Source organism: Paraburkholderia aspalathi (assembly GCF_900116445.1).
Lineage (GTDB): Bacteria > Pseudomonadota > Gammaproteobacteria > Burkholderiales > Burkholderiaceae > Paraburkholderia > Paraburkholderia aspalathi.
In genome coordinates, this window is record NZ_FPBH01000021.1 from 89,332 (window position 1) to 115,982 (window position 26,651).

The window sequence follows — 26,651 nt, forward strand, 5'->3', positions numbered from 1 at the left end:
TCAGCCTCCTTGGGCAAACAGAGCGTCCAGCATCTCGAGACTTGGTTCAAAGTTCGCGCATTCGCGAAAACCCTGCTGCAAAAACGCTTCCATCCGCGGATACAGCGCAATCGCCCGGTCCAGCAGCGCGTCGCGCCCGCTCGAATAGGCGCCGACGTTGATCAGATCGCGGTTGCGCTGATAGCGCGACAGCATCTGCTTGAACATACGCGTCTTCTCGAGATGGTTATCGTCGATCAGCGCGGTCATTGCCCGGCTAATCGAGGCTTCGATGTCGATCGCCGGATAGTGGCCGGCCTCGGCGAGCGAGCGCGACAGCACGATGTGGCCGTCGAGAATCGCGCGCGCGGAGTCGGCAATCGGGTCCTGCTGGTCGTCGCCTTCGGTCAGCACGGTGTAGAACGCGGTGATCGAACCGCCGCCCGCCGGGCCGTTGCCGGTCCGTTCGACGAGCGCCGGCAGTTTGGCGAACACCGAAGGCGGATACCCCTTGGTGGCGGGCGGCTCGCCCACGGCGAGCGCGATCTCGCGCTGCGCCATCGCGTAGCGGGTCAGCGAATCCATCAGCAGCAGCACGTGCTTGCCCTGGTCGCGGAAATATTCGGCGAGCGAGGTCGAGTACGACGCAGCCTGCATCCGCAGGAGCGGCGAGACGTCGGCGGGCGCGGCGATCACCACCGAGCGCGCGAGGCCTTCCTCGCCGAGAATCTGTTCGATGAATTCCTTCACTTCGCGGCCGCGTTCGCCGATCAGGCCGATCACGATCACCTCCGCGCTGGTGTAGCGCGCCATCGTGCCGAGCAGCACCGATTTACCGACGCCCGAACCGGCGAACAGGCCCATGCGCTGGCCGCGGCCCACGGTCAGGAGTGCGTTGATAGCGCGCACGCCGACGTCGAGCACCTTGTGAATCGGCTCGCGGTTCAGCGGGTTGATGACCGGTGAGGAGAGCGGCGCATCGGCATGCGCGCCGAGTGGGCCGAGGCCGTCGAGCGGGCGGCCCGATGCATCCAGCACGCGGCCGAGCAGTTCCCAGCCGACCGGCAGGCGCTTCGCGCCCGCCATCGGATCGGCGATCGGCGCGCTTTCGAGCGGATACACGCGTGCGCCGGGCAAGAGGCCGATCACTTCGGTGGTCGGCATCAGAAACAGTTTGTCGCCTGAGAAGCCGACCACTTCGGCTTCGGCCATCGCCAGCGAACTGCCGAATGGCAGCTCGATCATCACTTCGGCGCCCACCGACAGGCGCAGACCGACCGCTTCGAGCACCAGGCCGGCGGCGCGCGTCAAACGTCCGCAGGCGCGCATCGGCTTGGCGATTGCGTTGCGGGCGCGTAGCGCGTCGAGCCGGCCGCGCCAGGCTTGCATGTGCGGATTGCTGTCGAGGGCGGGATCGTACGGGGCAGGGGCGGGAGGGGGTGAAACGGGACTCGAAGAAACGGCGGATTCGCGGCTCGCCGCCGCGCCCTTCGCAGGGTGCCCGGCGTTAGGGTGCCCGTGAGCGGGATCGCGTAGCGCGGCGTCGATGGCCGCGACGGCAGCCGCAGCGGGCGTCACCGTGGCCGGTACATCCGCCAGCGCCTCGGCGCCGAACGACGCCAGCGCCAACTCACGTTCGAGCGGTGTCAGATCGCTGGCGCGGATCTCTTCGAGTGTCGGCTTCACCATGTGCTCACCTTGCCGAGTGCGGCGGCGACGCGCTCCCAGCGCGTGTCGATGCCGGCGTCGACTTCACCGGTGCCGGCTTGCGCGCGGCAGCCGCCGCGTTCGACCGACGGATCGGTACGCACGGTCCAGCCACGCGTTTGCAGTTCTTCCATCAGATAGGCTTCGACGACCGGCAGGTCGGCGGGGCTGACGATCAGCGCCGGCGCGCCGACCAGTGCCGGTTCGGTGGCCAGCACCTCGCGGGCGGCGGCAATCAGCGCGGTCGGATCGTGCTGCACATGCTGGCGCACCACCTGTTGGGCGATGTCGAGCGCCAATGCGACCAGCGTTTCCGAGATCGCGCCTTGCGTGCCGTCGAGCGCTGCCTTGAAGGTTTCGGCGAGCGCGGCGAGGCGTGCCGCTTCTTCACGTGCTTCGCTTTGACCCTGCTCGAAACCCTGTGCGTGGCCTTGCTCATAACCGGCCTGATAGCCGAGCGCCTGCCCGGCCACGTGACCCGTCGCGATGCCCTGTGCATGCGCGGCGTCGCGCAGACGTTCGAGTTCGGCTTCGAATGCACCGTCGTCGACTTCGGGTGCGGGCGGCGCCGGCGGCACCGGATCGAACGAGGCCATCTCCCAGCGCTGGTAGGCCGAGAGGCGCTCCTTCGCTGCGGAGTTCTGATCAGACATACGCATCTTCCGCCTTGCCGCCTAGAACGATCTGGCCGCTTTCCGCCAGATTGCGCACGATCTGCAGGATGCGGCGTTGCTGCGTCTCGACTTCGGAGACGCGGACCGGGCCGCGCGCATCGAGGTCTTCGGCGAGCAGTTCGGCAGCACGCTGCGACATGTTCGACAAGAACTTCTGGCGCAGCGCGGGCGGCGCGCCCTTCAGCGAGATGATCAACGCCTCGGACTCGACTTCCTTCAGCAACAGCTGGATCGCGCGGTCTTCCAGATCGAGCAGGTTCTCGAACACAAACATCTGATCAATGATCTTCTGCGCGAGTTCCGCGTCGTATTGACGAACATTCTCGATGACGCCTTCTTCATGGTTGCTCGACATGAAGTTGAGAATTTCGGCCGCCGTGCGGATGCCGCCCATCGGGCTGCGCTTGAGGTTGTCGCTGCCGGACAGGAGGCCCGTCAGCACGTCGTCGAGTTCGCGCAGCGCGGCCGGCTGGATGCCGTCGAGCGTGGCGATCCGCAGCAGCACGTCGTTACGCAGCCGCTCGGTGAAACAGGCGACGATTTCCGAAGCCTGATCGCGGTCCAGGTGAACGAGGATGGTCGCGATGATCTGCGGGTGCTCGTTCTTGATCAGTTCGGCCACCGCCGCGGAGTCCATCCACTTGAGGCCTTCGATACCGCTGGTATCGCTGCCCTGCAGAATCCGGTCGATGATCGCGCCGGCCTTGTCGTCTCCGAGCGCCTTGGTCAGCACCGAGCGGATGTAGTCGCTCGAATCGAGCGAGAGAGCGGTGTGCTTCTCGGCCTCGCGCACGAACTCCTGCAGGACCTCGTCGATCTGCTCGCGCGTGATGTTCTTCAGCGCGGCCATTGTCACGCCAATCTTCTGGACCTCACGCGGCCCGAGGAATTTGAACACCTGCGCGGCTTCTTCCTCGCCGATCGACATCAGCAGGAGCGCGCTCTTCATTACGCCTTCAGCGCTCATCGGACACCCAGTTTTTCACGACGGTTGCAACAATCTTCGGATCCTGGCGCGCGATGTTGCGCGCGAATTCCAGATTCCGTTCGTATTTGTGTTTCGAGTTTTCCAGCGCGAGCAATTCGTTGTCGCTTTCCAGTTCGGCGACGGTCGGCGCACCCGCACGCTCGGCGGCGGGGATGCCGTCCAGCAGCACCGGCTCGTCCGGCGACGGCAGCGCCGCGGCGGCAACCGGCTCCGGCGGCGGGAAAGCGCGGCGCAGCGCCGGCTTCACCATCACGAAGTAGAGGAACAGGGCGACTGCGGCGATGCCGAGGTAGGTCGCGATCTGCTTGGCAAGCGCGATCATGTCCGGCGTGCGCCACCACGGCAGATCGGCGTCCGGGTCGACGTCGGCGGTGAACGGGCTGTTGACCAGGTTGACGGAGTCGCCGCGCGCCTGATCGAAGCCCATCGCGTCTTTCACCAGCTGAGTGACCTGCGCGAGCTTGTCGGCAGTGACCGGTTGCATCGTCGCGTGGCCCTTGGCGTCCACCACCCGCAGATAGTTGACTACCACCGCCACCGACAGACGCTTGATGCCGCCCATCGGCTGCTCCAGATGCTGCACGGTCTTGTTCAGTTCGTAGTTGGTGGTCGAATCCTTGCGGTCGCTGACCGGCGTCGTGGTCACGCCGCTCGCGCCGTTGCTCGCCGTGATCGGCGCGGAGGCCGGTTGCGGCGGCTGGTTCGACAGCGCGCCCGGCACGCCGGAGGCCCCGGCTTGCGACATTTCGGTCGCGGTGCTCGTTTGCTGGCTGCGGATCGCCGACTGCTGCGGGTTGCCGTTCGGGCCGTAGTTTTCCGAGGTCTGCTCGGTGTGCGAGAAGTCGATGTCGGCGCTGACCTGCGAGTGCGCGTTGCCGGAACCGAACAGGGGCGACAGGATCGCGTCGATGCGTTGCTGCGTGTTGCGCTCGATCTGCTGGCGGTACTTGAGTTGCGAGGCGTCCAGACCGCTGCCGGTGGACGGCTGCGTGAGCAGGTTGCCGTCCTGGTCGAGGATGGTCACGCCCTTCACCGGCATATCCGGCACCGCCGAGGACACCATATGGGTGATCGCCAGCACCTGGCCTTCGTCGAGTGCGCGGCCCGGGTAGAGGTTGACCAGCACGGAAGCCGACGGCGCTTCCTTGTCGCGCACAAATACGGAAGGCTTCGGAATGGCCAGATGCACGCGCGCCGACTTCACCGACGAAATCGACTCGACCGTGCGTTCCAGTTCACCTTCCAGCGAACGCTGGTAATTGATCTGCTCGGCGAACTGGCTGATGCCGAACTTCTGGTTGTCCATCAGTTCGAAGCCGACCGAGCCGCTCTTGGGCAGGCCCTGCGAAGCCAGACGCAGACGCATTTCATGCACCTGCTCGGCCGGCACGAGGATCGCACCACCGGCGTCGGAGAACTTGTAGGGGATGTTGGCCGCCTGCAGCGCGGTGATGATGGCGCCGCCGTCGCGATCCGACAGGTTGCTGTAGAGCACCTTGTAGTCTGGTGCGCGCGACCACAGGAACAGACCCGCGACGATAGCGACCAGCAGCGCGACCGCGAAAATCAGCGGCGCGCGCGGGTTGCCGCGCATTTGCGCGAGGCCTGACAGACGCTGGCCGAAGTTGCCGCCCAGGTTGCCCCCAAGGCCGCCGAGGTCCGCGGCACCGCCGGCCTGGCCGGTGCCGGCAGCACCGGCGCCGGGCTGCGCGCCGGCGAGGCCCATGCGGGCGTCGGGGTTGATCAAAGAGTTGGCTGACGAATCCATGCGTCGGGTATCTCCGGGATGCCTTTGCGTTCTGCCGCTTCTGCGCGCCGAGGGTCGGCGGGCGTGCGGACAGAGACTTTCACCATTGAAATTATCCGCAGCGCGGCTCAACCCGATTGCTTGAATAGAGCCGGGTTTCCCCCCTAGTTTCGGGGCTTTCCCGGATGACCCACTGCTATGCTTTCGTTCAGATCGGTACGGTTTCTGGCATGCCGGTCGTCAATCCCTGGAGAGAACATGACTTTGCCCGTGAACGCGCTCTCGTCGGCGCTGCAACAGATGCAGTCGATGGCGGCGCAAGCGGCCGGCGGCAACACCCCGGTGGCCGAGCAGTCCGGCGCGGCGACGGCCGGCGGCTTCGCCTCGGCGCTGAAGGCCTCGTTGGACAAGATCAGCGGCGATCAGACCAAGGCGGCCGGCGAATCGCAGGCGTTCGAGCTTGGCGCGTCGAATGTCTCGCTGAACGACGTGATGGTCGACTCGCAGAAGGCCAACATCGGCTTCCAGTTCGGTCTGCAGGTGCGCAACAAACTGGTGTCGGCCTATAACGACATCATGCAGATGTCGGTGTAAGTGCGGCTCGGGCGGCAGGGCTGTTCCGCCCGCCCGAACGCATGCGCCCAGATGCAACGCTGTGTGGTTTCACGGCAGGACAGCCGGCCCGGCGCGCCCACGAGGCGCTTCGTGGCGGGCGGCCTTGCCACGCTCAGCGCGATATCGCCCCTTTCGGCCCCTTAATCCCCCTTACAACGGCCTAAAGCTTTCCCGCTGCCTATCCGATAACCAGATACAGGCAGAAATCCGGGTGCGGCAACGTGCACGGATGGGGTGCCGCGACCAACCGAAGTGCAAGAGAGGAGGAGCGCCGATGTTTTCCCCAGGACACTCTGGAGCCAATGCGTACGCGCGCGTCGGCGTCGAGACAGGGGTGATGGGCGCGAGTCCGCATCGTCTGATCGTGATGTTGTATCAGGGCGCCCGGCAGGCGATTGCGCAAGCGCGCATGCATGTGCAGCAAGGCAATGTGTCGGCGCGTGGTGAGGCGATCGGCAAGGCGATTCAGATCGTCGAAAGCGGGCTGCAACTATCGCTGAACCTTGAGGTGGGCGGCGAGATTGCAGAGCGGTTGGACGCGCTATATAGCTATATGTCGCGCCGGCTGCTCGAAGCCAATATAAAACAGAGCGAGGCGATGCTGGTCGAAGTCGACGGCCTGCTGGCGACACTCGAAGAGGCATGGATCGGGATCGCCCCGGAGATCGCGCGGATGGCAGCCCAGCCGGCCGCGGAAAGCATGAGATGACATCGAACGCAGAATATTTCGCCCGCTACGAGGCGATTGCAGCGATTTCCCGCCGCATGCTGACAGCTGCCCGGCGAGCCCTGTGGAATGATCTGGTCCACTTGCAGGAGGAATATCGGAATCTGGTGGACGCGTTGAAAGACGCGGAAGCCGGGGTCAGACTGGACGATGCGGAGCGCCTGCGCAAATACGCGCTGATCCGTCAGATTCTGGCCGACGACGCTGCGATCCGCGATCTGGCGAATCCGCGTATGGCCAATCTGTCGGCGCTGTTCGCCGGACGGCCGACTCGTGTGCTCAAGGAACTGTACGGGGCACGCTGAGTTTGCCCGCGAGCAAGGCGCTGCTTGAGTCCGCCTGACTGGATTTGAGCGCGTTGCTGCCAATGTGACCAAGGAATCGGTATGAACGGAATCGACGCGGTCGTCACTTCGCTGCTCGCGAACCGGGTCGACAGTCTGCTCAATCTCGCGCCGGGTAGTGCGACCGCCTCGCAGACCGGTGCGGCGGGCGTCGATACCGAGATTCTCAATACCACCCCCATCGCGCCCCCCGCGCCAGCGCCGGCTTCCGCGCAAACCGCGCTGTCTGCCGTTGCGCTCACGCTTAATGCGATTGTGAATTCCGGCGGCGAGGCGACTCCGGCGGTGCTCGGCCAGTTGCCGATCTGGCCGGCCGCGCCGGCGCTCGACGTCGAAGGCGACGGCTTGTCGCTCTTCGATACGACAGCCACGCCTGCTGCTTCATCTGCCAATCCGAATACCGCTGCTACCACCGGTACCGCCGGTACCGCGGCCACCGCCAATGTGGCGGCGGCTCAGGTGCCGGTCGCCGCGCTCGCGGCCGCACTTCAACAGACGGTCGGCGATAGCGGCCTGTTCTACGAATCCCATCTCGCGCAATGGCTGGCCGGGCAGCGGCCGCCCGCGGCCCTCGCCAGCGAGGCGCAAAACAAGCTGGTGGCCGCCGCCGCGCAATTGCCGCTCGACTGGGCGAGCGACGCCGATCCGGCTTCTTCCTCGAACACGACAACCCGGCAGGGCACGGGCGCCGCGCCCAACGGTCCGGGCAACGGCGCGCCGGAAGGCAACGCGGCCGCCCGCGCGATGCCGTCGATCCAGACCGCGCAGGCCGCGCGCTTCGTGGCCGGCGAGGTGCTGGCAAGTTCTCTGTCCGAGCTGAACGGTCAGCCGGCGCACTCGAGCGTGCACAGTGCCGCGGCGCAACTGGCCGACGACGGGTCGTCGCAAAGCTCGCAATCGATGGCGGCCGCGGTTCATCCCGCGACCGTCCCTCTGGTGCGTCAGCAGCTCGATCTGCTTGCTACCGGGCAGTTTCGCTGGACCGGCGAAGCGTGGCCTGGCGCCAAGCTCGACTGGACCATCGAACAGGAAGGCGACGAATGGGACCGCAGCGGCGGCGGCACGGCGAGCGAGGACGGCCAGCCGTGGCGTACGCGGCTGACGCTGTCGCTGCCCACGCTCGGCACTGTGGATGCGGACCTGACGCTGACCGGCATGCGGCTGGTCGCGCGCGTGCAGGCGAGTCCGGCCGGTGCGGCGCGGCTGGCGGCGCAGGGTGAGAACTTTCGGCAGCGGCTTGCCGCAGCGGGCATCGAGCTGAACGGATTGACGATTCGCGAGATCGGCGGCGGCATACCGGCGACCGCGGCGGGTGCTGCAGCTGCGGCGGCCGGGCAGGCGGCGGCGTCTGCTTATGCGCGTTCGGCGTCGGCGGCAGCGGCGGCCGCCGCGACCGATAAAGTGTCGGCGGGGCGCCGCACGGCGCGTGTCGCACGCCCGGGAGCCGCGCCGGTCGACGATTTCGATTGGGATATGTGATGAGCCGCAAACATCGCCGCAGCGCGGCCGCGCTCGTCTACGACGCACAAGGCAACGATCCCGCGCCACGCGTGATCGCCAAAGGCTACGGCATGCTGGCCGAGATGATCGTGCAGCGCGCCAAGGAAGCCGGCCTGTATGTGCACGAGGCGCCGGAAATGGTCTCGTTACTGATGCAGGTCGATCTCGATACGCGGATTCCGCCGCAGCTTTATCAGGCGGTGGCCGAGTTGCTCGCGTGGCTGCATCGGCTGGAAAGCGGGGCCGAGCATGCGCCTGAGGGCGGCGTCGTCGCCGCCGCGCAGGATGTCACGGATGTGGTCGCTACGGATATTGCGGATGCTTCGGGTGGGACGTCCAGGCGCTGAGTGCCCCGTCAAAACCTCATCATCAGCTTCAGCTGCGCATTCACCCGCTTGCCGTACGGCGGCGAGATCCATCCGCGCGCGTTCAGCCGCGCCTGCGTCAGCACCGGCTTCATCTTCGAGAAGGTGACGAAGCCTTCGTAACCGTGATACGCACCCATGCCGCTCGCACCGACGCCGCCGAACGGCAGGCTTTCGCACGCCAGATGCATCAGCGTTTCGTTGATCGCCATGCCGCCCGCGATGGTGTCGCGCGTGACGCGGTCGATGGTCGCACTGTCGTCGGCGTAGAGGTAAAGCGCGAGCGGGCGGGGACGCGTGTTGATCCACGTGATCGCATCGTCGAGCGTGTCATAGGGGATGATCGGCAACAGCGGGCCGAAAATCTCCTCCTGCATCAGCGCGCTTTCATCCGGCGCATTCGTCACGGCGATCAGCGGAAAGCGGCGGCTTGCCTCATCGGGCGTGCTGTCGGTGAGCGTGTGCAGTTGCGCGCCGGCGGCCTGCGCTTCGTCGGCGAGACGTTGCAGCCGAGCGAAATGCCGCTCCGAGATGATCGATGTGTAGTCGAGGTTGCGCGCAAAGTCGGGGTACATCGTCGCCATCCGCGCGCGTGCCCGTTCGATGAACGCCTGCTCCTTGCCGCGCGGCACCAGCACATAGTCCGGCGCGACGCAGGTCTGGCCTGCGTTGAGCGTCTTGCCGGCGACGAGGTTATCCACGGCGTTGTCGAAGCGTGCGTGCTGACCGATGATCGCCGGCGACTTGCCGCCGAGTTCGAGCGTGACCGGTGTGAGATGTTCGGCGGCGGCGCGCATCACTTCATGGCCGACCTTGGTCGAGCCGGTGAATAGCAGATGGTCGAACGGTTGCGCGCTAAACGCGGCGGCCAATGCAGCATCGCCGTTCACTACGGCGACGTGGTCGCGCGAGAAGGTCTGACCGATCAGCTGTTCGAATAGCGCCGAGGTGCGCGGCGTCAACTCGGACATCTTGATGATGGCGCGGTTGCCGGCCGTCAGTGCGCTGATCAGCGGGCCGACTGCGAGCAGCACCGGATAATTCCACGGCACGATGATGCCGACCACGCCGAGCGGTTGCGGCACCACTTTCGCGCGCGCCGGCATCAGCCATTTGTTGGTGCTGCGGCGTTGCGCTTTCATCCACCGTTTGCCGTGTCTGAGCGCGGCGTCGATCTCACCCTTGATCAGCAGGAATTCGGCGAGCAGCACTTCCTGTTTCGCGCGATTGCCGAAGTCGGCGTTCATCGCGGCGGCGAGTGCGTCGCGGTTGTCGAGCATGACTTTGCGCAGCGCTTTCAGATGGCCGGCGCGCGCATCCCATGACGGATACGGCGCGCGCAAATACGCATGGCGTTGATCGCGCAGCAGCGCTTCGAGCGCGACGACTTCTGGCAAATCGTTCTTCATGTGTGTCCACTCCCTGATGGATAACGTGCGCGTTGGGTCGCGCTTATTGGTGTGTTGTGCTGTTCAAGCGGGAAATGCCCGCTCGATGATCGCGGCGTGATCGAACGTCGCCGGCAGCGTGCCGTACACGCGGCCGCTCTCGCCGCAGCCGTCGGCGAGACGCGTTGCGATGAAGGCGTCGGCGACTTCCGGCGGCGCGTGCTTCACCAGCAAGGTGGCCTGCGCGATCAGCACGATCTGCTGCGCGATCCGTCGCGCGGAGGCTTCGCGATGTTCGGCGGGCCCGTTGAGCGTGGCGGCGAGCTTGCCGAGCGCGGCGCTCAGAGCCGGGTGCCCTTGCGCATCCGCTTGCCACGCTGCGAACAGGGCCTGCGCCGCTTCGGGCTCGCGTTCCATGGCGCGCAGCACGTCGAGGCACATCACGTTGCCCGAGCCTTCCCAGATCGAATTCACGGGCGCTTCACGATAGAAGCGCGCCATCGGACCGGTTTCGACATAACCGTTGCCGCCCCACACTTCCATCGCCTCGCCGGTGAATTCCAGCGCGCGCTTGCAGACCCAGTACTTCGCCGCCGGCGTGACGATCCGGCGCCACGCGCGCTCGGCGGGCGCGGTCGACGATGCATCCGTCGACGCTTCGAAAGCGCGTGCTAGTCGCATGAACAGCACCGTCGCGGCTTCCGATTCCAGCGCCAGGTCGGCGAGCACATTGCGCATCAGCGGCTGATCGGCCAGTTGCCGGCCGAAGGCGCTGCGATGCCGTGCATGGTGGATCGCCTGCACCAGCGCCGCACGCATCAGGGCCGCGCTGCCGATCACGCAATCGAGCCGCGTGTAGTTCGCCATTTCGATGATGGTCGGCACGCCGCGGCCTTCGTCGCCGATCATGATGCCGAACGCGTCGAAGAATTCGACTTCGCTGCTGGCGTTCGAGCGGTTGCCGAGCTTGTCTTTCAGGCGCTGGATCTGCACGGCGTTCTTACTGCCGTCCGGCGCGAAACGCGGCACGTAGAAACACGACTGGCCTTCGTGATCGTCGGTGCGGGCGAGTACCAGATGCGCGTCGCATTGCGGCGCGGAGAAAAACCATTTGTGGCCGACAAGGCGATATTCGGCGCCACGGCCGCTGCCGCGCGTGGCATAGGCACGGGTCTGGTTGCTGCGCACGTCCGAGCCGCCTTGTTTCTCGGTCATGCCCATGCCGATCATCGCCGAGGTTTTTTGCGTGAGCGGCACGTCGCGTGGATCGTGTTCGCGGGCGTAGAGCTTGTCGCGCAGTGTCTCGAACAAAGCCGGTTCGCGTTGCAATACCGGAATGCTCGCGAAGGTCATCGTCAGCGGGCAGAGGGAGCCGGATTCGAGTTGTGCGTGCAGGAAGTAGCCGGCGCAACGCGCGACCATGGCGCCGCTCTGCGGGTCCGAAAACGGCAACGCGTGCAGGCCTTCGCCGCGCAACAGCGACAGCAGCGTGTGCCACGAAGGGTGAAACTCCAGTGCGTCGATGCGTTCGCCGCGCGGGCTGTGCGTGACAAGTTCGGGCGTGTGGCGGTTCGCCAGTTCGGCAAGCGCGAGTGTCTCCGGCGTGGTGAGCGCTGCGCCGTGCCGTAGCAGCGCCTCGCGATGCCACGCGGCGCCGTCGCGTTCGAGGGCGGCGGACAACGCCACGTCGCTCGCAAACAGGTTGTAATCCGTGAGCGGAGGCGCCTGATTTGTCACGTCGTGAGTGTGGCCGAAGCTGTGCCGTTCCATCTGCTGTCTCCGTTCGCCGGATGTCCGCCGATCGTTGATCGACGCTGTGCTGTTTTATCGTGGCGTGTCGTACCGCACGCTTTGAGGACGGCGCACCGGGCGCCGTGTTTGAATGCCCTGCGCGGCGGCCTGACGGGCGCACGCGCGCCTTTCATCATAGGGTCGCGGGAGGGCTTTCGTTTAGAGGGATCGCTCTGACACGAACCCGCCGTCGCAACCGAACGCTCCCTACAATGCCGATAAAACACACGTAGACAAGTGTGTACTAGACAGGGTCCGCGAGCAACGCGGCCCCAATTGGAGGAGCGGATGCAATACGACTACATCATCGTCGGTGCGGGCTCAGGCGGCTGCTCGCTCGCGAGCCGTCTGGCGGATAGCTGCCCGGACGCCACGATTGCCCTGATCGAAGCCGGTCCGCATACGGACCGCAATCTGTTCGTGAACATGCCGGTGGGGGTGGCGGCCGTCGTGCCGCACAAACTCAAAACCAACTACGGCTATCTGACGACGCCTCAGCCGGGGCTCGCCGGCCGCCAGGGCTATCAGCCGCGTGGGCGCGGCTTCGGCGGATCGAGCGCGATCAACGCGATGATCTACACGCGCGGCCATCCGCTCGATTACGACGAATGGGCGCAGCTCGGCTGCGAAGGCTGGTCGTGGGCCGACGTGCTGCCGTATTTTCGGCGCGCGGAGGGCAACGAGCGCGGCGCCGACGCATGGCATGGCGCGGACGGCCCGCTGACGGTGTCCGATCTGCGCTATCGCAATCCGTTTTCGAAGCGTTTCGTGCAGGCCGCGATCGAAGCCGGTTACAAATCGAACAGCGACTTCAACGGCGCGGACCAGGAAGGCATCGGCTTCTATCAGGTGACGCAGCGCGACGGACGGCGCTGCAGTGTTGCGCGCGCCTATATCTATGACCGCGCGCGCCCCAATCTGCACACGATCGCCGATGCGACGGTGCTGCGCGTGACCTTCGACGGCAAGCGCGCGAGCGGCGTCGAGATCGTGCGCGGCGGCCGTACCGAAACGCTGGAAGCGCGTGCGGAAGTGGTGCTGGCCGCGGGCGCGTTCAATTCACCGCAACTGCTGATGTGCTCGGGCATCGGGCCGGCGGCGCATCTGCAGTCGCTCGGCATCGCCGTGCTGCACGATGCACCCGAGGTCGGCCAGAACCTGATCGACCACGTCGACTTCACGATCAACAAACGGGTGTCGTCGATCGAGCCGACCGGCTTTTCGATTCGCGGCATTGCGCGGATGCTGCCGCAGTTCATGACCTTCATGCGGCATGGGAAGGGCATGCTGTCGAGCAATGTCGCCGAGGCGGGCGGCTTTCTGAAGAGCCGGCCGACACTCGATCGCCCGGACCTGCAACTGCATTTCTGCGCGGCGATCGTCGACGACCACAACCGCCATATGCACTGGGGCCACGGTTATTCGCTGCACGTCTGCGTGCTGCGGCCGCATAGCCGCGGCACGGTGACGCTCGCGAGCGCCGACGCGCGCACCGCGCCCGTGATCGATCCGCGGTTTTTCAGCGACTCGCGCGATCTCGACCTGCTGGTGGAGGGCGCGCAGATGGCGCGGCGCATTCTCGACGCGCCGTCGCTCGCGCTGCATGGCGGCAAGGAGCTGTACACGCATGTCGGCCAGACCGAGGAGGAATTGCGCCGGACCATCGCCGAGCATGCCGACACGATCTACCACCCGGTGGCAACGTGCCGGATGGGTGGCGATGCGCAATCGGTGGTCGATCCGCAATTGCGCGTGCGCGGCGTGACGGGGCTGCGGATCGTCGATGCCTCCGTGATGCCGACGCTGATCGGCGGCAACACGAATTCGCCCACGGTGATGATCGGTGAGCGCGCGGCCGAACTGATCGCGGCGAGCCGGCGTGAAGGGCAAACGGCGCCGGCGATGAAGTCGACCGGCGTCACCGGCGTGGCGGCTTGATCGGACATCAATTTTCTCAATCTGGGTCGCAAATATAAGAATATTTAGGCGAACGTCGGCTAATTCGTCATAAATTGTGCCGTTTCGTTTATGAGATTTCCCCAAACCTATAATCGCGCCGCGAAAAAGGACGCGTCAGGTGATGCGTTCGGGAAATCAAGGAAGCGAAGCGATGAGTATCAATGTGATTCAGCTGATTCAGTCCGCGTTGACGGACGGTGTCGTGCGACAGATGGCGGCCCGCTTCGGGCTGCCGCCGGACGCGACCCAGAAGGTGCTTGCAACAACCGGCCCGGCGCTGGTGGCCGGTCTGATGCAGAAGGGCGCGACGCTCGACGGCGCGCGTTCGCTGTTCGCAACGATTCTCTCGCCTGAGGTAAACGGCCACATCGCCGAGCAGTTGCCGCAACTGCTCGGTACCACTACCGGCGTGAGCCAGCTGGAAGGCATGGGGCGGCAATTGCTCGAGCGCGCATTCGATCGCCGCGTCGACTCGCTCAGCGACGAGGTCGCCACCCAAACCGGCGTACCGGCGCATGCAACGCACGCCATGACGGGCATCGTCGGCGCTACGTTGCTGGGTTTGCTGAAGCGGCATTTTCTCGAAGGTCAGGGCAATGTCGGCCAGTTGCCGACGCTGCTCGGCCATCAACTGCCGGCCATTGCGCCGTACCTGAACGATCGTCTGATGGCCGGCCTTGGGCTGAGCGGACTCGGCGCGTTCACCGGCAATATTCTGTCGCAGCTGAAAGCGGTCTCGGCGCACATCGATCATCCGACGCCTGCTGCCAAACCCGTGGCCGAAGCCATGTCGAGCATCCGCGTGCCGGCCGACGCGGTGGTGCGCGAAGAGCGCCGTCCGCGCAAGTGGGTGTGGTGGCTGCTCGCGGCGATTGCTGCGGTGCTGGCTTTCCTGTTCCTGCGTGGTTGCCATGGCGAGCAACGAGGCGAACAAAGCGGTGAGCGCAGTAGTGCGGAAGCCGCGGCAACCGTGCAGCCCGCTTCCGCACTGGCTGGGGCTTCGGCCGCCGCGCCCGCGGCCGCTGATGTCGCTGCTTCGACGCCTGCCGCCAGTGCCGTCGCAGCAAGCGTTGCCAGCGACACGCGGCAACCCGCCGCCGCGCCCGCGCCGACCAAAGACAGCCAACTCAGCTTCACAGTCGACCCCGCCGGTAAGCCGACGCTCACCGCCACGGTTGGCAGCGAAGCCGAAAAGACCCAACTAATCGACGCGCTGACAAAGCACTTCGGCGCTGACCGTTTCGTCGCGAACGTCACCGTCGATCAGGACACCAAGCAAGCCGACTGGCTCGTTCATCTGGACGGCCTGCTGCCGCTGATGGCATTGCCGGGCGCCGAGGTGAAAGTGGGTGGCGTGCACATCGAACTGAGCGGCAGCGCGGCAAACGCGAAGCTCGGCTGGCTCGACAAACTCAAATCTCTGTTCGGCGCCTCGTATCAGATCGGTTCGTTCAACGTCGAACAGGCGGTCGCCAACGCAACGGAAAACTTCCGCAGCGCGATCAAGGGCCTCCTCGCGCCGGATAGTTCGTGCGTGACAGCAGACGTGGTCAAGGTGCTGAACCTGCAGGTGATCAACTTCGCAAGCGCCGGTGCTCGCGTGCCGGCCTCGGCGCTGGAAGATCTGAATCAGTCGGCGCAAGTGTTGAATGCCTGCGCGCGCAACGGCAAGACGGCCAAGCTCGAAGTAGCCGGCTATTCGGACAATGTCGGCGGTGCACAAGGCAATCTGCAACTGTCGAAGAAGCGCGCCGAAGCGGTTCGCGCGTATCTCGTGAAGACGGGTGTGCCGGCGGATTCGCTGGTCGCGCAAGGTTATGGCGATGCCAATCCGGTCGCGAGCAACGACACGGCGAGCGGCCGTTTTGCCAATCGCCGCATCGAGTTTGTCGCGCAGCAGTAATGATGGAGCTTGGTAAGCCTTGAAGGTAAGTAAGTCTCTGAGATGCGCCTTGGCGCAGGCTCTCGAGGCGGACTTTTGAGCCAAGCCGTCAAGGTCGGCTTAGCTAGGAAGGCATGCCGTCCGGTCTGCACCGGGCGGCATGTCGTCACTTAGCCGGTCGCGTTTCCGACGGCGGTGTCTGAACGGGCGCAGTGATGCCGGACACGCCGATGCCCGGCCCTAGCATGAAATCGTCACCGGCCTGCCCCGGCAGCGTCTCGCGCGCCACCTCCAGCCACGCGCGCGCTGCGTGCGATAGATACCCATTGCGGCGCCAGCCGATTGCCATTTCCCACGGAATCTCCGGTTCCACCACGGGGCGGCAGGTGAACTGCGCCGCGTCGAGCCGTCGGCAGTACGGTGCCGGCAACAGCGCGATACCGACGCCGGCCAGCACCAGCGCCGCCATGAAATCCCAGTGTCCGCTGCGCCCGACAATCGTCGGCGCAAAGCCGGCGGTGCGGCACGCGTTCAGCACGACGTCGTTGAGCGCGAGGCTCTCGCCGTAAAACACGAATGGCTCGTTGGCGAGTTCGACGAGCGGCACTTCGTGCAGATCGTCCCAGCGCGAGCCGGTGCGCGCGACCAGCCACAGCAATTGCCGGGTCATCGGCAGCACCTCGATGTTTTCCGGATCGACCGGCTGTAACACGCCGCCTAACTCCAGCTCGCCGTGGATCAGCGCGGTCTCAATCGCGCGCGAACCCTGCTCGAACAACTTCAGCTCGATTTTTGGGTAGCGCTGGCGGAAGGCGGCGATGGCCGGCGTGAACAGCGAGCCGCCCATCGGCGGAATGCCGATGGTCAGCTCGCCGCGGCCGAGCGTGTCGAGGTCATTCAACTCGGCCTGCAACTGCGCGTGCGCGGCCAGCACATCCTGACCGCGCTGATAGACGATCCGGCCGGCGTCGGTCAGCACCATCTGGCGCCCGTCGCGTAGCAGCAGCGGCGAGCCGATTTCGTCTTCCAGCGACTTGACCATCTTGCTGATGGTCGGCTGCGTGACGAACATCTGCTCGGCGGCGACGGTGAAGCTCTGTTGACGGACCACTTCGACGAAGTACCGCAGCGCGCGTAGTTCCACGATCTCAGGCTCCAGAATTCCAATTTGGAATGACCCGAGCGATTGTAAGTCATCGTATTTATGTTGAGGGGCAGGCGAATGGCGTTTCGTGTCGACGCCGTTTGCGCGCAGTGCGTTGGTCGGCACGGCCGCGCACGCCGCTTTTCCAGGATGGACCCGACGGGAAGCGGGCTACCATCGACGGTTCTCTACCGTTTGGCCCGCAGCGCCCGTTTCAATTCATGACGTCCATTTCGATCATCATTCCCTGCTACAACGGCGCGGCGACGCTCGGCCGTGCGCTCCAAAGTTGCCTGATTCAGCCGGAACCCGCGCAGATCATTGTGGTGGACGACGGCTCGACCGATGCATCCGCCGACGTGGTCGCTCATTACGGGCGTCTCGACGCACGTGTGTGCTTGCTGCAGATGCCGTACAACGGCGGCCCGGCTCGGGCGCGCAACTGGGGCGCGATGCATGCGGCTCACTCTCTGCTCGCTTTCCTCGACGCCGACGACGAATACCTGCCCGGCGCGCTGGCCGCCGCGAGCGCGTTTCTTACGCAGAACCCGAATGAAGTGTCCGTGCGACTCGACGTCGAGTACACGGATTTTCCGGCTGAGCTCACCGGGCATGGTGACTTCGCCCAGCACGCCGCGACGCTTAGCAATACGGTACCGAGCAGCCTGATCATCCGCCGCGCGGTGTATGCCGCGCTTGGCGGATTTCCGATGGACGACGCGTTCCGCCGCATCGGTGGCGAAGACGGCGCGTTTTCATGGGCTCTGCGCGACATTTTCGGCAACAGGCGCCTGGATGACGCGAAACGCGTGCGTATGCATTACCACGCGGGCATTCACGCCGAACGCTATTTCCGTATCGTTCTTGGTTTGCAGACACCGGATCCCGCCGACGTGGCCGACGCGTTCCGTTTTTCGAGGCAGTTTCTCGAAACCGCCCGCGCGGGCATCGAGCAGTTGCGCACGGCCAGCGTCGCTACCGTGCCAGCCGCCTCTGCCCTCCCGAATCACGGCGCGTAATCACCCACCCGGCACCACCCCGAAGCCATCTCGATTTGCTACAATCGCCGTTCGTCTTCGAGGAGCGTTGCGACGGGTACCGCGAATCAGCATATTCGCTGGCCGCCCGCCAGGCTCGGAGGCTTCAATCGGAGGGCCAGGATGCGCATTGCGCTCCCATCCACCGCATCGAACCGCGCTCACGTCAAATTTCTAGTCAATTTTTTAGAAAGGAGGGCGTGATGAACGCCGCAGTTCTCGATTCAAAGCAAGATTTCCTCGTCGCCGATATGTCGCTTGCAGCCTGGGGCCGCAAGGAACTGAATATCGCTGAAACCGAAATGCCCGGCCTCATGCAGACGCGCGAGGAATACAAGAGCTCGCAGCCGCTGAAGGGTGCGCGTATTGCGGGTTCGTTGCACATGACGATTCAAACCGGCGTGCTGATCGAAACCCTGACGGCACTCGGCGCGGACGTGCGCTGGGCATCGTGCAACATCTTCTCGACGCAGGATCATGCAGCCGCCGCGATTGCGCAAGGCGGCGTGCCGGTGTTCGCGTTCAAGGGCGAATCGCTCGACGAATACTGGGAATTCTCGCACCGCATTTTCGAATGGCCGAATGGCGAATTCGCCAACATGATCCTCGACGACGGCGGCGACGCCACGTTGCTGCTGATCCTCGGCTCGAAGGCTGAGAAAGACCGTTCGGTGATCTCGAAGCCGGAAAATGAAGAAGAAGTCGCGCTGTACAAGTCGATCGCCAAGCATCTCGACGCCGATCCGGTGTGGTACTCCACGCGTCTCGCGCACATCAAGGGCGTGACCGAAGAAACCACGACCGGCGTGCACCGTCTGTATCAGATGGAAAAGGAAGGGCGCCTGCCGTTCCCGGCCATCAACGTGAACGATTCGGTCACGAAGTCGAAATTCGACAACCTGTATGGCTGCCGCGAGTCGCTGGTCGACGGTATCAAGCGCGCAACCGACGTGATGATCGCGGGCAAGATCGCGGTTGTGGCGGGTTACGGCGACGTGGGCAAGGGCTGCGCGCAATCGTTGCGCGGTCTGGGCGCGACGGTGTGGGTTACGGAAATCGATCCGATCTGCGCGTTGCAGGCAGCGATGGAAGGCTATCGCGTCGTGACGATGGAATACGCGGCAGACAAGGCCGACATCTTCGTGACGGCAACGGGCAACTTCCACGTGATCGGCCACGATCATATGGCTGCCATGCGCAACAACGCGATTGTCTGCAACATCGGTCACTTCGATTCGGAAATCGACGTTGCCTCGACGCGCAAGTACCAGTGGGAAAACATCAAGCCGCAAGTCGACCACATCATTTTCCCGGACGGCAAGCGCGTCATCCTGCTGGCTGAAGGGCGTCTGGTGAATCTGGGTTGCGCAACGGGCCATCCGTCGTTCGTGATGTCGGCATCGTTTACGAACCAGACGATCGCGCAGATCGAACTGTTCGTGCACGGCGACAAGTATGAAAACAAGGTCTACGTGTTGCCGAAGCACCTTGATGAAAAGGTGGCGCGTCTGCATCTGGGCCGTATCGGCGCAGAACTGACGGTGCTGTCGGACTATCAGGCGAGCTATATCAGCGTCGACAAGAACGGTCCGTTCAAGCCGAACCACTACCGCTACTAAGTAGCATCAAGCGCGCGGGCGGTTTTAAAGCATGACAGTTTGACGGCGAGGCGGCGCGTAAGGCGCCGCTTTGTTCGCCATGCCCGCCCGTTTCCGTTCAAACGGACACCCTGCCAAAGGACCTCTACATGACCGTGCTGCTGACCTGGCTGATCAACGCGCTTGCGCTCCTGATCATCACCTACCTCGTACCGTCGATTCATATCCGTAGTTTCGGCACCGCCTTGATCGTCGCGGTGGTGCTCGGATTGATCAATACGATCCTGCGTCCGGTGCTGATCCTGTTGACGCTGCCCGTCACGATCGTCACGCTCGGACTCTTCATTCTGGTGGTCAATGCGCTGTGCTTCTGGCTGTGCGCGTCGCTGCTGAAGGGATTCGAGGTGTCGGGTTTCTGGTCGGCCTTCTTCGGCTCGATTCTGTACAGCATCGTTTCCTGGCTGCTGTCCGCGCTTATTTTCGGCAACCGCAGTCTCGGTTGATCTACTGAATCATGAACCCGATCGAACTTTCATTCGAATTCTTCCCGCCGAAAACGCAGGAAGGCGTCGACAAGCTGCGCGCCACCCGCGGGCAGCTTGCGTCGCTCAAGCCCAAGTTCGTGTCTGTCACGTTCGGCGCCGGCGGCTCGACGCAACAGGGCACGCTCGACACCGTCGTCGAAATGGCGAAGGAAGGGCTCGAAGCGGCGCCCCACGTCTCGTGCATCGGCTCCTCGAAAGAGAGCCTGCGCGCGATCCTCAACGAGTACCGCGCGCATGGCATCCGCCATATCGTCGCGCTGCGCGGCGATCTGCCGTCCGGCATGGGCGAAGTCGGCGAATTGCGTTACGCGTCGGAACTGGTGAGCTTTATCCGCGCCGAATTCGGCGACTGGTTCTGGATCGAGGTGGCCGGCTATCCGGAGTACCACCCGCAGTCGCGCTCGCCGCGTCACGATCTGGAAAACTTCGCCCACAAGGTGAAGGCCGGCGCCAATTCGGCGATCACGCAGTACTTCTTCAACGCGGATGCGTACTTCCGCTTCGTCGACGACGCGCGGAAGCTCGGCGTGGACGTGCCGATCGTGCCGGGCATCATGCCGATCACGAACTTCTCGCAGCTGATGCGTTTCTCCGAGATGTGCGGTGCGGAAGTGCCGCGTTGGGTCGCGCGCCGTCTGGAAAGCTTCGGCGATGACCGCGAGTCGATTCGCGCCTTTGGGCTGGACGTGGTGACCGACCTGTGCGGGCGTCTCATCGAGGCGAAGGTGCCGGGCTTGCACTTCTACACGCTCAATGGCGCCGCGGCGACCAAGGCGATCTGCGAACGGCTGGGCGCTTAAACTTTAGGCACCGTTGTCCAGAAACCGCGCGGCTTACCTGCCGCGCGGTTTTTTTATGGGTGAAATCCGACGCTGCCGCGCCTCGCGCCTAAAATGTGCCCGCGCATTCTGTGCCTTACGTTGCACCGGCGTGCAGTGCAGCGCCAGTGGGGCGGGCAATCCGAGCTCCGCGTCAGGCATCACATCCTGCTGCGACGCAACAAACATGCCCATTGGGGCATTTCTTGCGAAGCGTAAGCCCGCATTGAACCCGATTTTTGCACTGTCTATGATCGAAGCGCAGCTGACTTGGCTGCTGTGCGGAGAACGTGATGACAGTATCCCGATTGCTGTTTGCAGTTCGCCATACCTGTTTGCCAGTCTTGAGCGCCTGTGCGGTGCTGGCTGCCGGCCTCGCGGCCGCCGTAGCCGACGCGGCCACGCTGCCCGACAAAACCCTCGTGTTTTGCTCCGAAGGCAGTCCGGCGGGTTTCGACACCGCCCAGTTCACCACCAGCGTGGAATTCACCGCCGGCTCGTACACGGTCTATAACCGGCTGATCGAGTTCGCGCACGGCAGTACCGATATCGAGCCTGGCCTTGCCGAGAAATGGGACGTATCGCAGGACGGCCTGACCTACACGTTCCATCTGCGGCACGGCGTGAAGTTCCAGACCACCTCGTTCTTCAAGCCCACTCGCGAATTCAACGCTGACGACGTCGTCTTTACTTATCAGCGGATGCTCGATCCGGAACAGCCGTTCCGCAAAGCCTACGCAGTGCCGTTTCCGTATTTCACCGACCTTGGCCTCGCGAAGAACATCACCAAGGTCGAGAAGCTCGATCCGTATACGGTGCGTTTCACGCTGAAGGAAGTCGATGCGCCGTTTTTGCAGCAGATCGCAATGCCGTTTGCGTCGATTTTGTCGGCTGAATACGCCGATCAGTTACTGAAAGCAGGTAAAGCGTCCGATATGAATCTATATCCGGTCGGTACCGGTCCATTCATTTTCCGCAGCTATACGAAGGACGATTCAATCCGGTTTGACGGCAATCCCGATTACTGGAAACCGGGTGTAGTCAGAATCGGCAAGCTGATATTCGCGATTACCGTCGACCCGGCCGTGCGGCTGCAAAAATTGAAGCGCGGTGAGTGCCAGGTGATGTCGTATCCGCGCCCCGGCGATATTCCAGCGGTTAAAGCCGATGCATCGCTCGCCATTCCGAGTCAGGTCGGTTTCAATCTCGGCTATATCGCGTACAACAACACCAAGAAGCCGCTCGACAATCTGATGGTGCGCCGCGCACTCGATATGTCGATCAACAAGAAAGCGATTATCGAATCGGTGTATCAGGGCGCCGGCCAGGCGGCGACCAATCCGATGCCGCCGACGCAATGGGGCTACGACAAGAATCTGAAGGACGCCCCGTACGACGTCGACAAAGCGAAAGCGCTCCTCAAGGAGGCGGGCTACCCCGACGGCTTCGATCTGACGCTGTGGGCCATGCCGGTTCAGCGGCCTTACAACCCGAACGCGCGTCTGATGGCGGAAATGCTGCAGGCGGATTGGGCGAAGATCGGCGTCAAGGTGAAGATCGCTACTTACGAATGGGGTGAATATATTCGCCGCGGTCATTCGGGCGAGCATGAGGCAATGCTGATCGGCTGGACCGGCGACTATGGCGATCCGGATAACTGGCTGGGCGTATTGCTCGGCTGCGACGCGGTGAACGGCAGTAATTTTTCCAAATGGTGCTACAAGCCTTACGACGATCTGATCCGGAAGGGTCGCGGCACGACCGATCTTGCCGAGCGCACCAAGGCTTATACGGAAGCCCAGGAAATCTTCAAGGACCAGGTGCCGTTCACGCCAATCGCCCATTCCACGGTGTATCAGCCCATCAGCAAGAACGTCACGGGCTTCAAGATCGACCCGTTCGGCCCGACGCAATTCATGAACGTCGGCCTGAAATAACAGCAGGCGGGCGGTTTTCCGGCCGAGGCCGCCTCGCCTCGTCTTCGTAACAGCCGTACGCTCCGGCCAGCGCCGGCGTACGGCCGCCCACATGCCCTAACTGTTTCCGATCGTCAACAGGGGTATTTTCCTCCGCTTGTTGCTGTGAGCCAAGCTCAAGTAAGATCGCGCTACGCCGGCGGAAGCCGGCCCCGAACCTGGAGGAAACATGAAGCAAAACAACCTGTTGCGCGCCGCGCGTGTTACGACGCTCGTCGCAGCTGCAGCGGCATCGATGCTGGGCGCTACGAGCGCGCATGCCGAGATTCCGAACAAAACACTCGTCTACTGCTCAGAAGGCAGCCCTGCGGGTTTCGATCCGGCCCAGTACACCACGGGCACCGATTTCACGGCTAACACGTTCACCGTCTACAACCGCCTCGTCGAATTCGAGCGCGGCGGCACCAAGGTCGAGCCGGGCCTCGCCGAAAAATGGGAAGTCTCCGCGGACGGCAAGACGTACACGTTCCACCTGCGTCATGGCGTGAAGTTCCAGACCACGTCGTTCTTCAAGCCAACGCGCGAATTCAATGCGGACGACGTCGTGTTCACGTTCCAGCGCATGCTGGATCCGAACTCGGCCTTCCACAAAGCTTACCCGGTGCAGTTCCCGTACTTCACCGACATGGGCCTCGACAAGCTGATCACCAGCGTCGAAAAGGTCGATCCGTACACGGTCAAGTTCACGCTGAAGGAAGTCAACGCGCCGTTCATTCAGAATCTGGCGATGGAATACGCGTCGATTCTGTCGGGTGAATACGGCGACCAGTTGATGAAGGCCGGCAAGGCCGCCGACATCAACCAGTACCCGGTCGGCACGGGTCCGTTCATCTTCCGCAGCTACACGAAAGACGCGACGATCCGCTTCGACGGCAATCCGGATTACTGGAAGCCGAACGCGGTGAAGATCTCGAAGCTGATCTTCTCGATCACGCCGGACGCCGGCGTGCGCGTGCAAAAGATCAAGCGCGACGAATGCCAGGTGATGAGCTATCCGCGTCCGGCCGACATCGCACCGCTGAAGGCTGAAGCGAATATCGACATGCCGTCGCAACCGGGCTTCAACTTGGGCTATCTCGCGTACAACGTGACGCACAAGCCGGTCGACAAGCTCGAAGTGCGTCAGGCGCTCGACATGGCGATCAACAAGAAGGCGATCATCGAGTCGGTGTATCAAGGCGCAGGCCAGTCCGCGACGAACCCGATGCCGCCGACCCAATGGTCGTACGACAAGAACCTGAAGGGCGCATCCTTCGATTCGGACAAGGCCAAGGCGCTGCTGGCCAAGGCCGGTTATCCGAACGGTTTCGACATCACGCTGTGGGCGATGCCGGTGCAACGCGCTTATAACCCGAACGCCCGCCTGATGGCGGAAATGATCCAGGCCGACTGGGCCAAGATCGGCGTGAAGGCGAAGATTGTCACGTACGAATGGGGCGAGTACATCAAGCGCGCGCACGCAGGTGAAGACGACACGATGCTGATCGGCTGGACCGGCGACAACGGCGATCCGGACAACTGGCTCGGCACGCTGCTCGGCTGCGAAGCGGTGAACGGCAACAACTTCTCGAAGTGGTGCTATAAGCCGTTCGACGATCTGATCCAGAAGGGGCGCGTCACGTCCGATCAGGGCGCACGTACGACGGCTTACATGCAGGCGCAGCAGATCTTCGCGCAGCAACTGCCGTTCTCGCCGATCGCTCACTCGACCGTGTACCAGCCTGTCAGCAAGAAGGTGGTCGATATGCGTATCGAACCGCTGGGTTATGCGCGTTTCGACGGCGTCAGCGTCAAGTAACAGTCATACAGTCAAGCTTACGCAGTAGCTTTTCGCACGGTTAGAAAACTGGTCGAAATGGTCCGGCGACCGGGGTCACAAGCCCTCGTCGCCGGTTGCGTTTTTTCTTCATCAAGACCATAGGGACGAACCATGTTCCGCTTCGTTTTGCGCCGCATCGGCATGGTGATACCGACGTTCATCGGCATCACGATCCTCGCGTTTGCGCTGATTCACCTGATACCGGGCGACCCCATCGAAGTGATGATGGGCGAGCGCGGCGTCGATCCCGCCATGCACGCCGCCGCGATGCACCGCCTCGGGCTCGACGAGTCCTTGCCGATGCAATACGTTCATTACATCGGTCGCGCCATGCACGGCGACCTCGGCACCTCGATCATCACCAATACCAGCGTGATGGGCGAATTCCTCGCACGTTTTCCCGCTACCGTCGAACTGTCGATCTGCGCGATGCTGTTCGCGTTGATCGTCGGCTTGCCCTCGGGCGTGTTCGCGGCGCTCAGGCGCGGCACGGTGGTCGATCACGGCGTGATGGGCACGGCGCTCACGGGCTACTCGATGCCGATCTTCTGGTGGGGCTTGATCCTCATCATGTTTTTTTCCGTCGACCTGGGCTGGACGCCGGTGTCGGGCCGCATTGCCGTCGAATACGACATTCCGCACGTGACCGGCTTCATGCTGATCGACGCGTTGATGTCCACCGACGAAGGCGCGTTCAAATCCGCGGTCAGTCATCTGATTTTGCCGGCTATTGTGCTCGGCACGATTCCGCTGGCTGTCGTCGCGCGCATGACGCGTTCGTCGATGCTCGAAGTGCTGCGCGAAGACTACATTCGCACTGCACGTGCGAAGGGTTTGTCGCCGGGCCGCGTGATCGTCGTGCATGCATTGCGTAATGCGCTGATTCCGGTCGTGACCGTGATCGGCTTGCAGGTCGGCACCTTGCTCGCAGGCGCCGTGCTGACGGAGACGCTGTTTTCGTGGCCGGGTATCGGCAAGTGGCTGATCGACGCGATCGGCCGGCGCGACTATCCGGTAGTGCAGGGCGGTATCCTGATGATCGCTACGCTGGTGATCGTTGTGAACCTCGTCGTCGATCTGTTGTACGGCGTGCTGAATCCGCGCATTCGCCATACGAGGTAACCTGATCATGGCAGACATACAAAATACAGTCCCCACAGCAGTAACGCCGCCCAGCGGCCGCGCCATCGCCGCCCGCGAATTCTGGGCGAATTTCTCGCGAAACCGTGGTGCGGTTGCTGCCGGCATCATCGTGCTGGTGTTGATCTTCATCGCGATCTTCGCGCCCTTGATCGCGCCGCATAGCCCGATCGAACAGTATCGCGACTTCGTGAAGATCCCGCCTGCCTGGCTTGACGGCGGTAACTGGAAGTTCGTTCTCGGCACCGATGAAGCCGGCCGCGATATCCTCTCGCGTCTGATGTACGGCGCGCGGCTGTCGTTCTGGATCGGCTTCGTCTCGGTGGTGCTCGCGCTGATTCCGGGCATCGTGCTCGGTTTGATCGCGGCGTTCTTCGAGAAATGGGCCGATACGCCGATCATGCGCATCATGGACGTGCTGCTCGCGTTGCCCTCGCTGCTGCTGGCAGTCGCGGTGGTCGCGATCATCGGCCCGGGTCTCGTCAACACGATGCTGGCGATTGCGATCGTCGCGCTGCCGGGTTATGTGCGTTTGACGCGAGCGTCGGCGCAAGGCGAATTGCAGAAGGAATATGTGACGGCTTCGCGCGTCGCCGGCGCGGGCACGCTGCGTCTGATGTTCTCGCAAGTGCTGCCGAACTGCACCGCACCGTTGATCGTGCAGGCTACGCTGGGTTTTTCGTCGGCGATTCTCGATGCTGCCGCGCTCGGCTTCCTCGGCCTCGGCGTGCAACCGCCGTCGGCGGAGTGGGGCGCGATGCTGGCCTCGGCGCGCGACTATATCGACAGCGCCTGGTGGATCGTCACGATGCCGGGTCTTTCCATCCTGATCTCGGTGCTCGCGATCAATCTGCTCGGCGACGGGCTGCGCGACGCACTCGATCCCAAACTGAAACGGATGGCATGAC

The 26,651-nt window shown here is 63.7% G+C and carries 22 protein-coding genes and 1 riboswitch; of the genes, 15 read left to right on the forward strand and 7 right to left on the reverse strand.

The window, feature by feature from the left end; translation table 11 throughout:
* From fliI to fliF, 4 genes are read right to left on the reverse strand one after another with little or no spacing between them, the layout of a single operon-like run.
* A complete protein-coding gene (gene fliI / locus BM438_RS27920) occupies positions 1-1,668 on the reverse strand; it encodes a flagellar protein export ATPase FliI (RefSeq protein ID WP_093640899.1) in 1,668 nt (555 codons plus the stop codon).
* Positions 1,662-2,345 carry a flagellar assembly protein FliH gene (fliH, locus tag BM438_RS27925; protein ID WP_208620711.1) on the reverse strand — a complete coding sequence of 228 codons (684 nt, stop codon included), beginning with the start codon at positions 2,343-2,345 and terminating at the stop codon, positions 1,662-1,664. Before fliH ends, fliI begins: the two co-directional genes overlap by 7 nt.
* Positions 2,332-3,327 carry a flagellar motor switch protein FliG gene (gene fliG, locus BM438_RS27930; RefSeq protein ID WP_093640905.1) on the reverse strand — a complete coding sequence of 332 codons (996 nt, stop codon included), beginning with the start codon at positions 3,325-3,327 and terminating at the stop codon, positions 2,332-2,334. The genes fliH and fliG overlap by 14 nt, the downstream gene beginning before the upstream one ends.
* On the reverse strand, positions 3,317-5,116 hold the full coding sequence (gene fliF / locus BM438_RS27935) for a flagellar basal-body MS-ring/collar protein FliF (protein ID WP_093640908.1): 1,800 nt from the start codon (positions 5,114-5,116) through the stop codon (positions 3,317-3,319). Before fliF ends, fliG begins: the two co-directional genes overlap by 11 nt.
* A gap of 237 nt (positions 5,117-5,353) precedes the next feature.
* Between fliF and fliE the strand changes: the two genes are divergently transcribed.
* From fliE to BM438_RS27960, 5 genes are all read left to right on the forward strand, one after another.
* A complete protein-coding gene (gene fliE / locus BM438_RS27940; RefSeq protein ID WP_093640911.1) occupies positions 5,354-5,689 on the forward strand; it encodes a flagellar hook-basal body complex protein FliE in 336 nt (111 codons plus the stop codon).
* Between the two features lie 295 nt (positions 5,690-5,984).
* Entirely contained in the window at positions 5,985-6,419 is a 435-nt protein-coding gene (gene fliS / locus BM438_RS27945) for a flagellar export chaperone FliS (RefSeq protein ID WP_093640913.1), read from the forward strand.
* Positions 6,416-6,742, forward strand: a complete 327-nt coding sequence (locus BM438_RS27950) for a flagellar protein FliT (protein WP_093640916.1) — start codon at positions 6,416-6,418, stop codon at positions 6,740-6,742. The genes fliS and BM438_RS27950 overlap by 4 nt, the downstream gene beginning before the upstream one ends.
* Before the next feature lie 81 nt (positions 6,743-6,823).
* Positions 6,824-8,260, forward strand: coding sequence for a flagellar hook-length control protein FliK (fliK, locus tag BM438_RS27955; protein ID WP_093640919.1), 1,437 nt, complete (start codon positions 6,824-6,826; stop codon positions 8,258-8,260).
* Positions 8,260-8,628 carry an EscU/YscU/HrcU family type III secretion system export apparatus switch protein gene (locus tag BM438_RS27960; RefSeq protein ID WP_093640922.1) on the forward strand — a complete coding sequence of 123 codons (369 nt, stop codon included), beginning with the start codon at positions 8,260-8,262 and terminating at the stop codon, positions 8,626-8,628. Before fliK ends, BM438_RS27960 begins: the two co-directional genes overlap by 1 nt.
* An 8-nt stretch (positions 8,629-8,636) precedes the next feature.
* Here BM438_RS27960 and BM438_RS27965 read toward each other — a convergent pair whose 3' ends face one another.
* Together BM438_RS27965 and BM438_RS27970 are read right to left on the reverse strand one after the other, a co-directional pair.
* Positions 8,637-10,055 (reverse strand): coniferyl aldehyde dehydrogenase, encoded by a 1,419-nt coding sequence (locus tag BM438_RS27965; RefSeq protein WP_093640925.1) that lies wholly within the window; start codon positions 10,053-10,055, stop codon positions 8,637-8,639.
* A 63-nt stretch (positions 10,056-10,118) separates the two neighbouring features.
* Positions 10,119-11,804 carry an isovaleryl-CoA dehydrogenase gene (locus BM438_RS27970; RefSeq protein WP_093640928.1) on the reverse strand — a complete coding sequence of 562 codons (1,686 nt, stop codon included), beginning with the start codon at positions 11,802-11,804 and terminating at the stop codon, positions 10,119-10,121.
* Positions 11,805-12,113: 309 nt separating this feature from the next.
* On the opposite strand from BM438_RS27970, the gene BM438_RS27975 reads away from it, so the two are divergent.
* Complete coding sequence (locus tag BM438_RS27975) at positions 12,114-13,763, forward strand: GMC family oxidoreductase (protein ID WP_093640931.1); 1,650 nt, start codon at positions 12,114-12,116, stop codon at positions 13,761-13,763.
* 172 nt (positions 13,764-13,935) lie between these two features.
* Positions 13,936-15,687: an OmpA family protein gene (locus BM438_RS27980; RefSeq protein WP_093640934.1), complete on the forward strand. Its 1,752-nt coding sequence runs from the start codon at positions 13,936-13,938 to the stop codon at positions 15,685-15,687.
* Positions 15,688-15,832: 145 nt separating this feature from the next.
* Here the strand turns inward: BM438_RS27980 and BM438_RS27985 are convergent, their stop codons facing one another.
* Complete coding sequence (locus BM438_RS27985; RefSeq protein WP_093640937.1) at positions 15,833-16,810, reverse strand: LysR family transcriptional regulator; 978 nt, start codon at positions 16,808-16,810, stop codon at positions 15,833-15,835.
* 221 nt (positions 16,811-17,031) lie between these two features.
* Between BM438_RS27985 and BM438_RS27990 the strand changes: the two genes are divergently transcribed.
* The 8 genes from BM438_RS27990 (at position 17,032) to BM438_RS28025 (ending at position 26,650) form a co-directional block, all read left to right on the forward strand.
* Positions 17,032-17,829, forward strand: coding sequence for a glycosyltransferase family 2 protein (locus tag BM438_RS27990; protein WP_093641149.1), 798 nt, complete (start codon positions 17,032-17,034; stop codon positions 17,827-17,829).
* 53 nt (positions 17,830-17,882) lie between these two features.
* Positions 17,883-18,017: riboswitch (S-adenosyl-L-homocysteine riboswitch) on the forward strand.
* A gap of 33 nt (positions 18,018-18,050) precedes the next feature.
* Complete coding sequence (gene ahcY / locus BM438_RS27995) at positions 18,051-19,466, forward strand: adenosylhomocysteinase (RefSeq protein WP_093640940.1); 1,416 nt, start codon at positions 18,051-18,053, stop codon at positions 19,464-19,466.
* Positions 19,467-19,594: 128 nt separating this feature from the next.
* Positions 19,595-19,948 (forward strand): phage holin family protein, encoded by a 354-nt coding sequence (locus BM438_RS28000; RefSeq protein WP_054040830.1) that lies wholly within the window; start codon positions 19,595-19,597, stop codon positions 19,946-19,948.
* An 11-nt stretch (positions 19,949-19,959) separates the two neighbouring features.
* Positions 19,960-20,790, forward strand: coding sequence for a methylenetetrahydrofolate reductase [NAD(P)H] (gene metF, locus BM438_RS28005; protein ID WP_093640943.1), 831 nt, complete (start codon positions 19,960-19,962; stop codon positions 20,788-20,790).
* A gap of 311 nt (positions 20,791-21,101) precedes the next feature.
* Positions 21,102-22,745, forward strand: a complete 1,644-nt coding sequence (locus tag BM438_RS28010) for an ABC transporter substrate-binding protein (protein WP_093640946.1) — start codon at positions 21,102-21,104, stop codon at positions 22,743-22,745.
* A 208-nt stretch (positions 22,746-22,953) separates the two neighbouring features.
* Positions 22,954-24,582, forward strand: a complete 1,629-nt coding sequence (locus BM438_RS28015) for an ABC transporter substrate-binding protein (RefSeq protein WP_093640949.1) — start codon at positions 22,954-22,956, stop codon at positions 24,580-24,582.
* A gap of 132 nt (positions 24,583-24,714) precedes the next feature.
* On the forward strand, positions 24,715-25,725 hold the full coding sequence (locus BM438_RS28020) for an ABC transporter permease subunit (RefSeq protein ID WP_093640952.1): 1,011 nt from the start codon (positions 24,715-24,717) through the stop codon (positions 25,723-25,725).
* A gap of 7 nt (positions 25,726-25,732) precedes the next feature.
* Positions 25,733-26,650: an ABC transporter permease subunit gene (locus BM438_RS28025; RefSeq protein WP_093640955.1), complete on the forward strand. Its 918-nt coding sequence runs from the start codon at positions 25,733-25,735 to the stop codon at positions 26,648-26,650.
* Position 26,651: the final 1 nt, after the last annotated feature.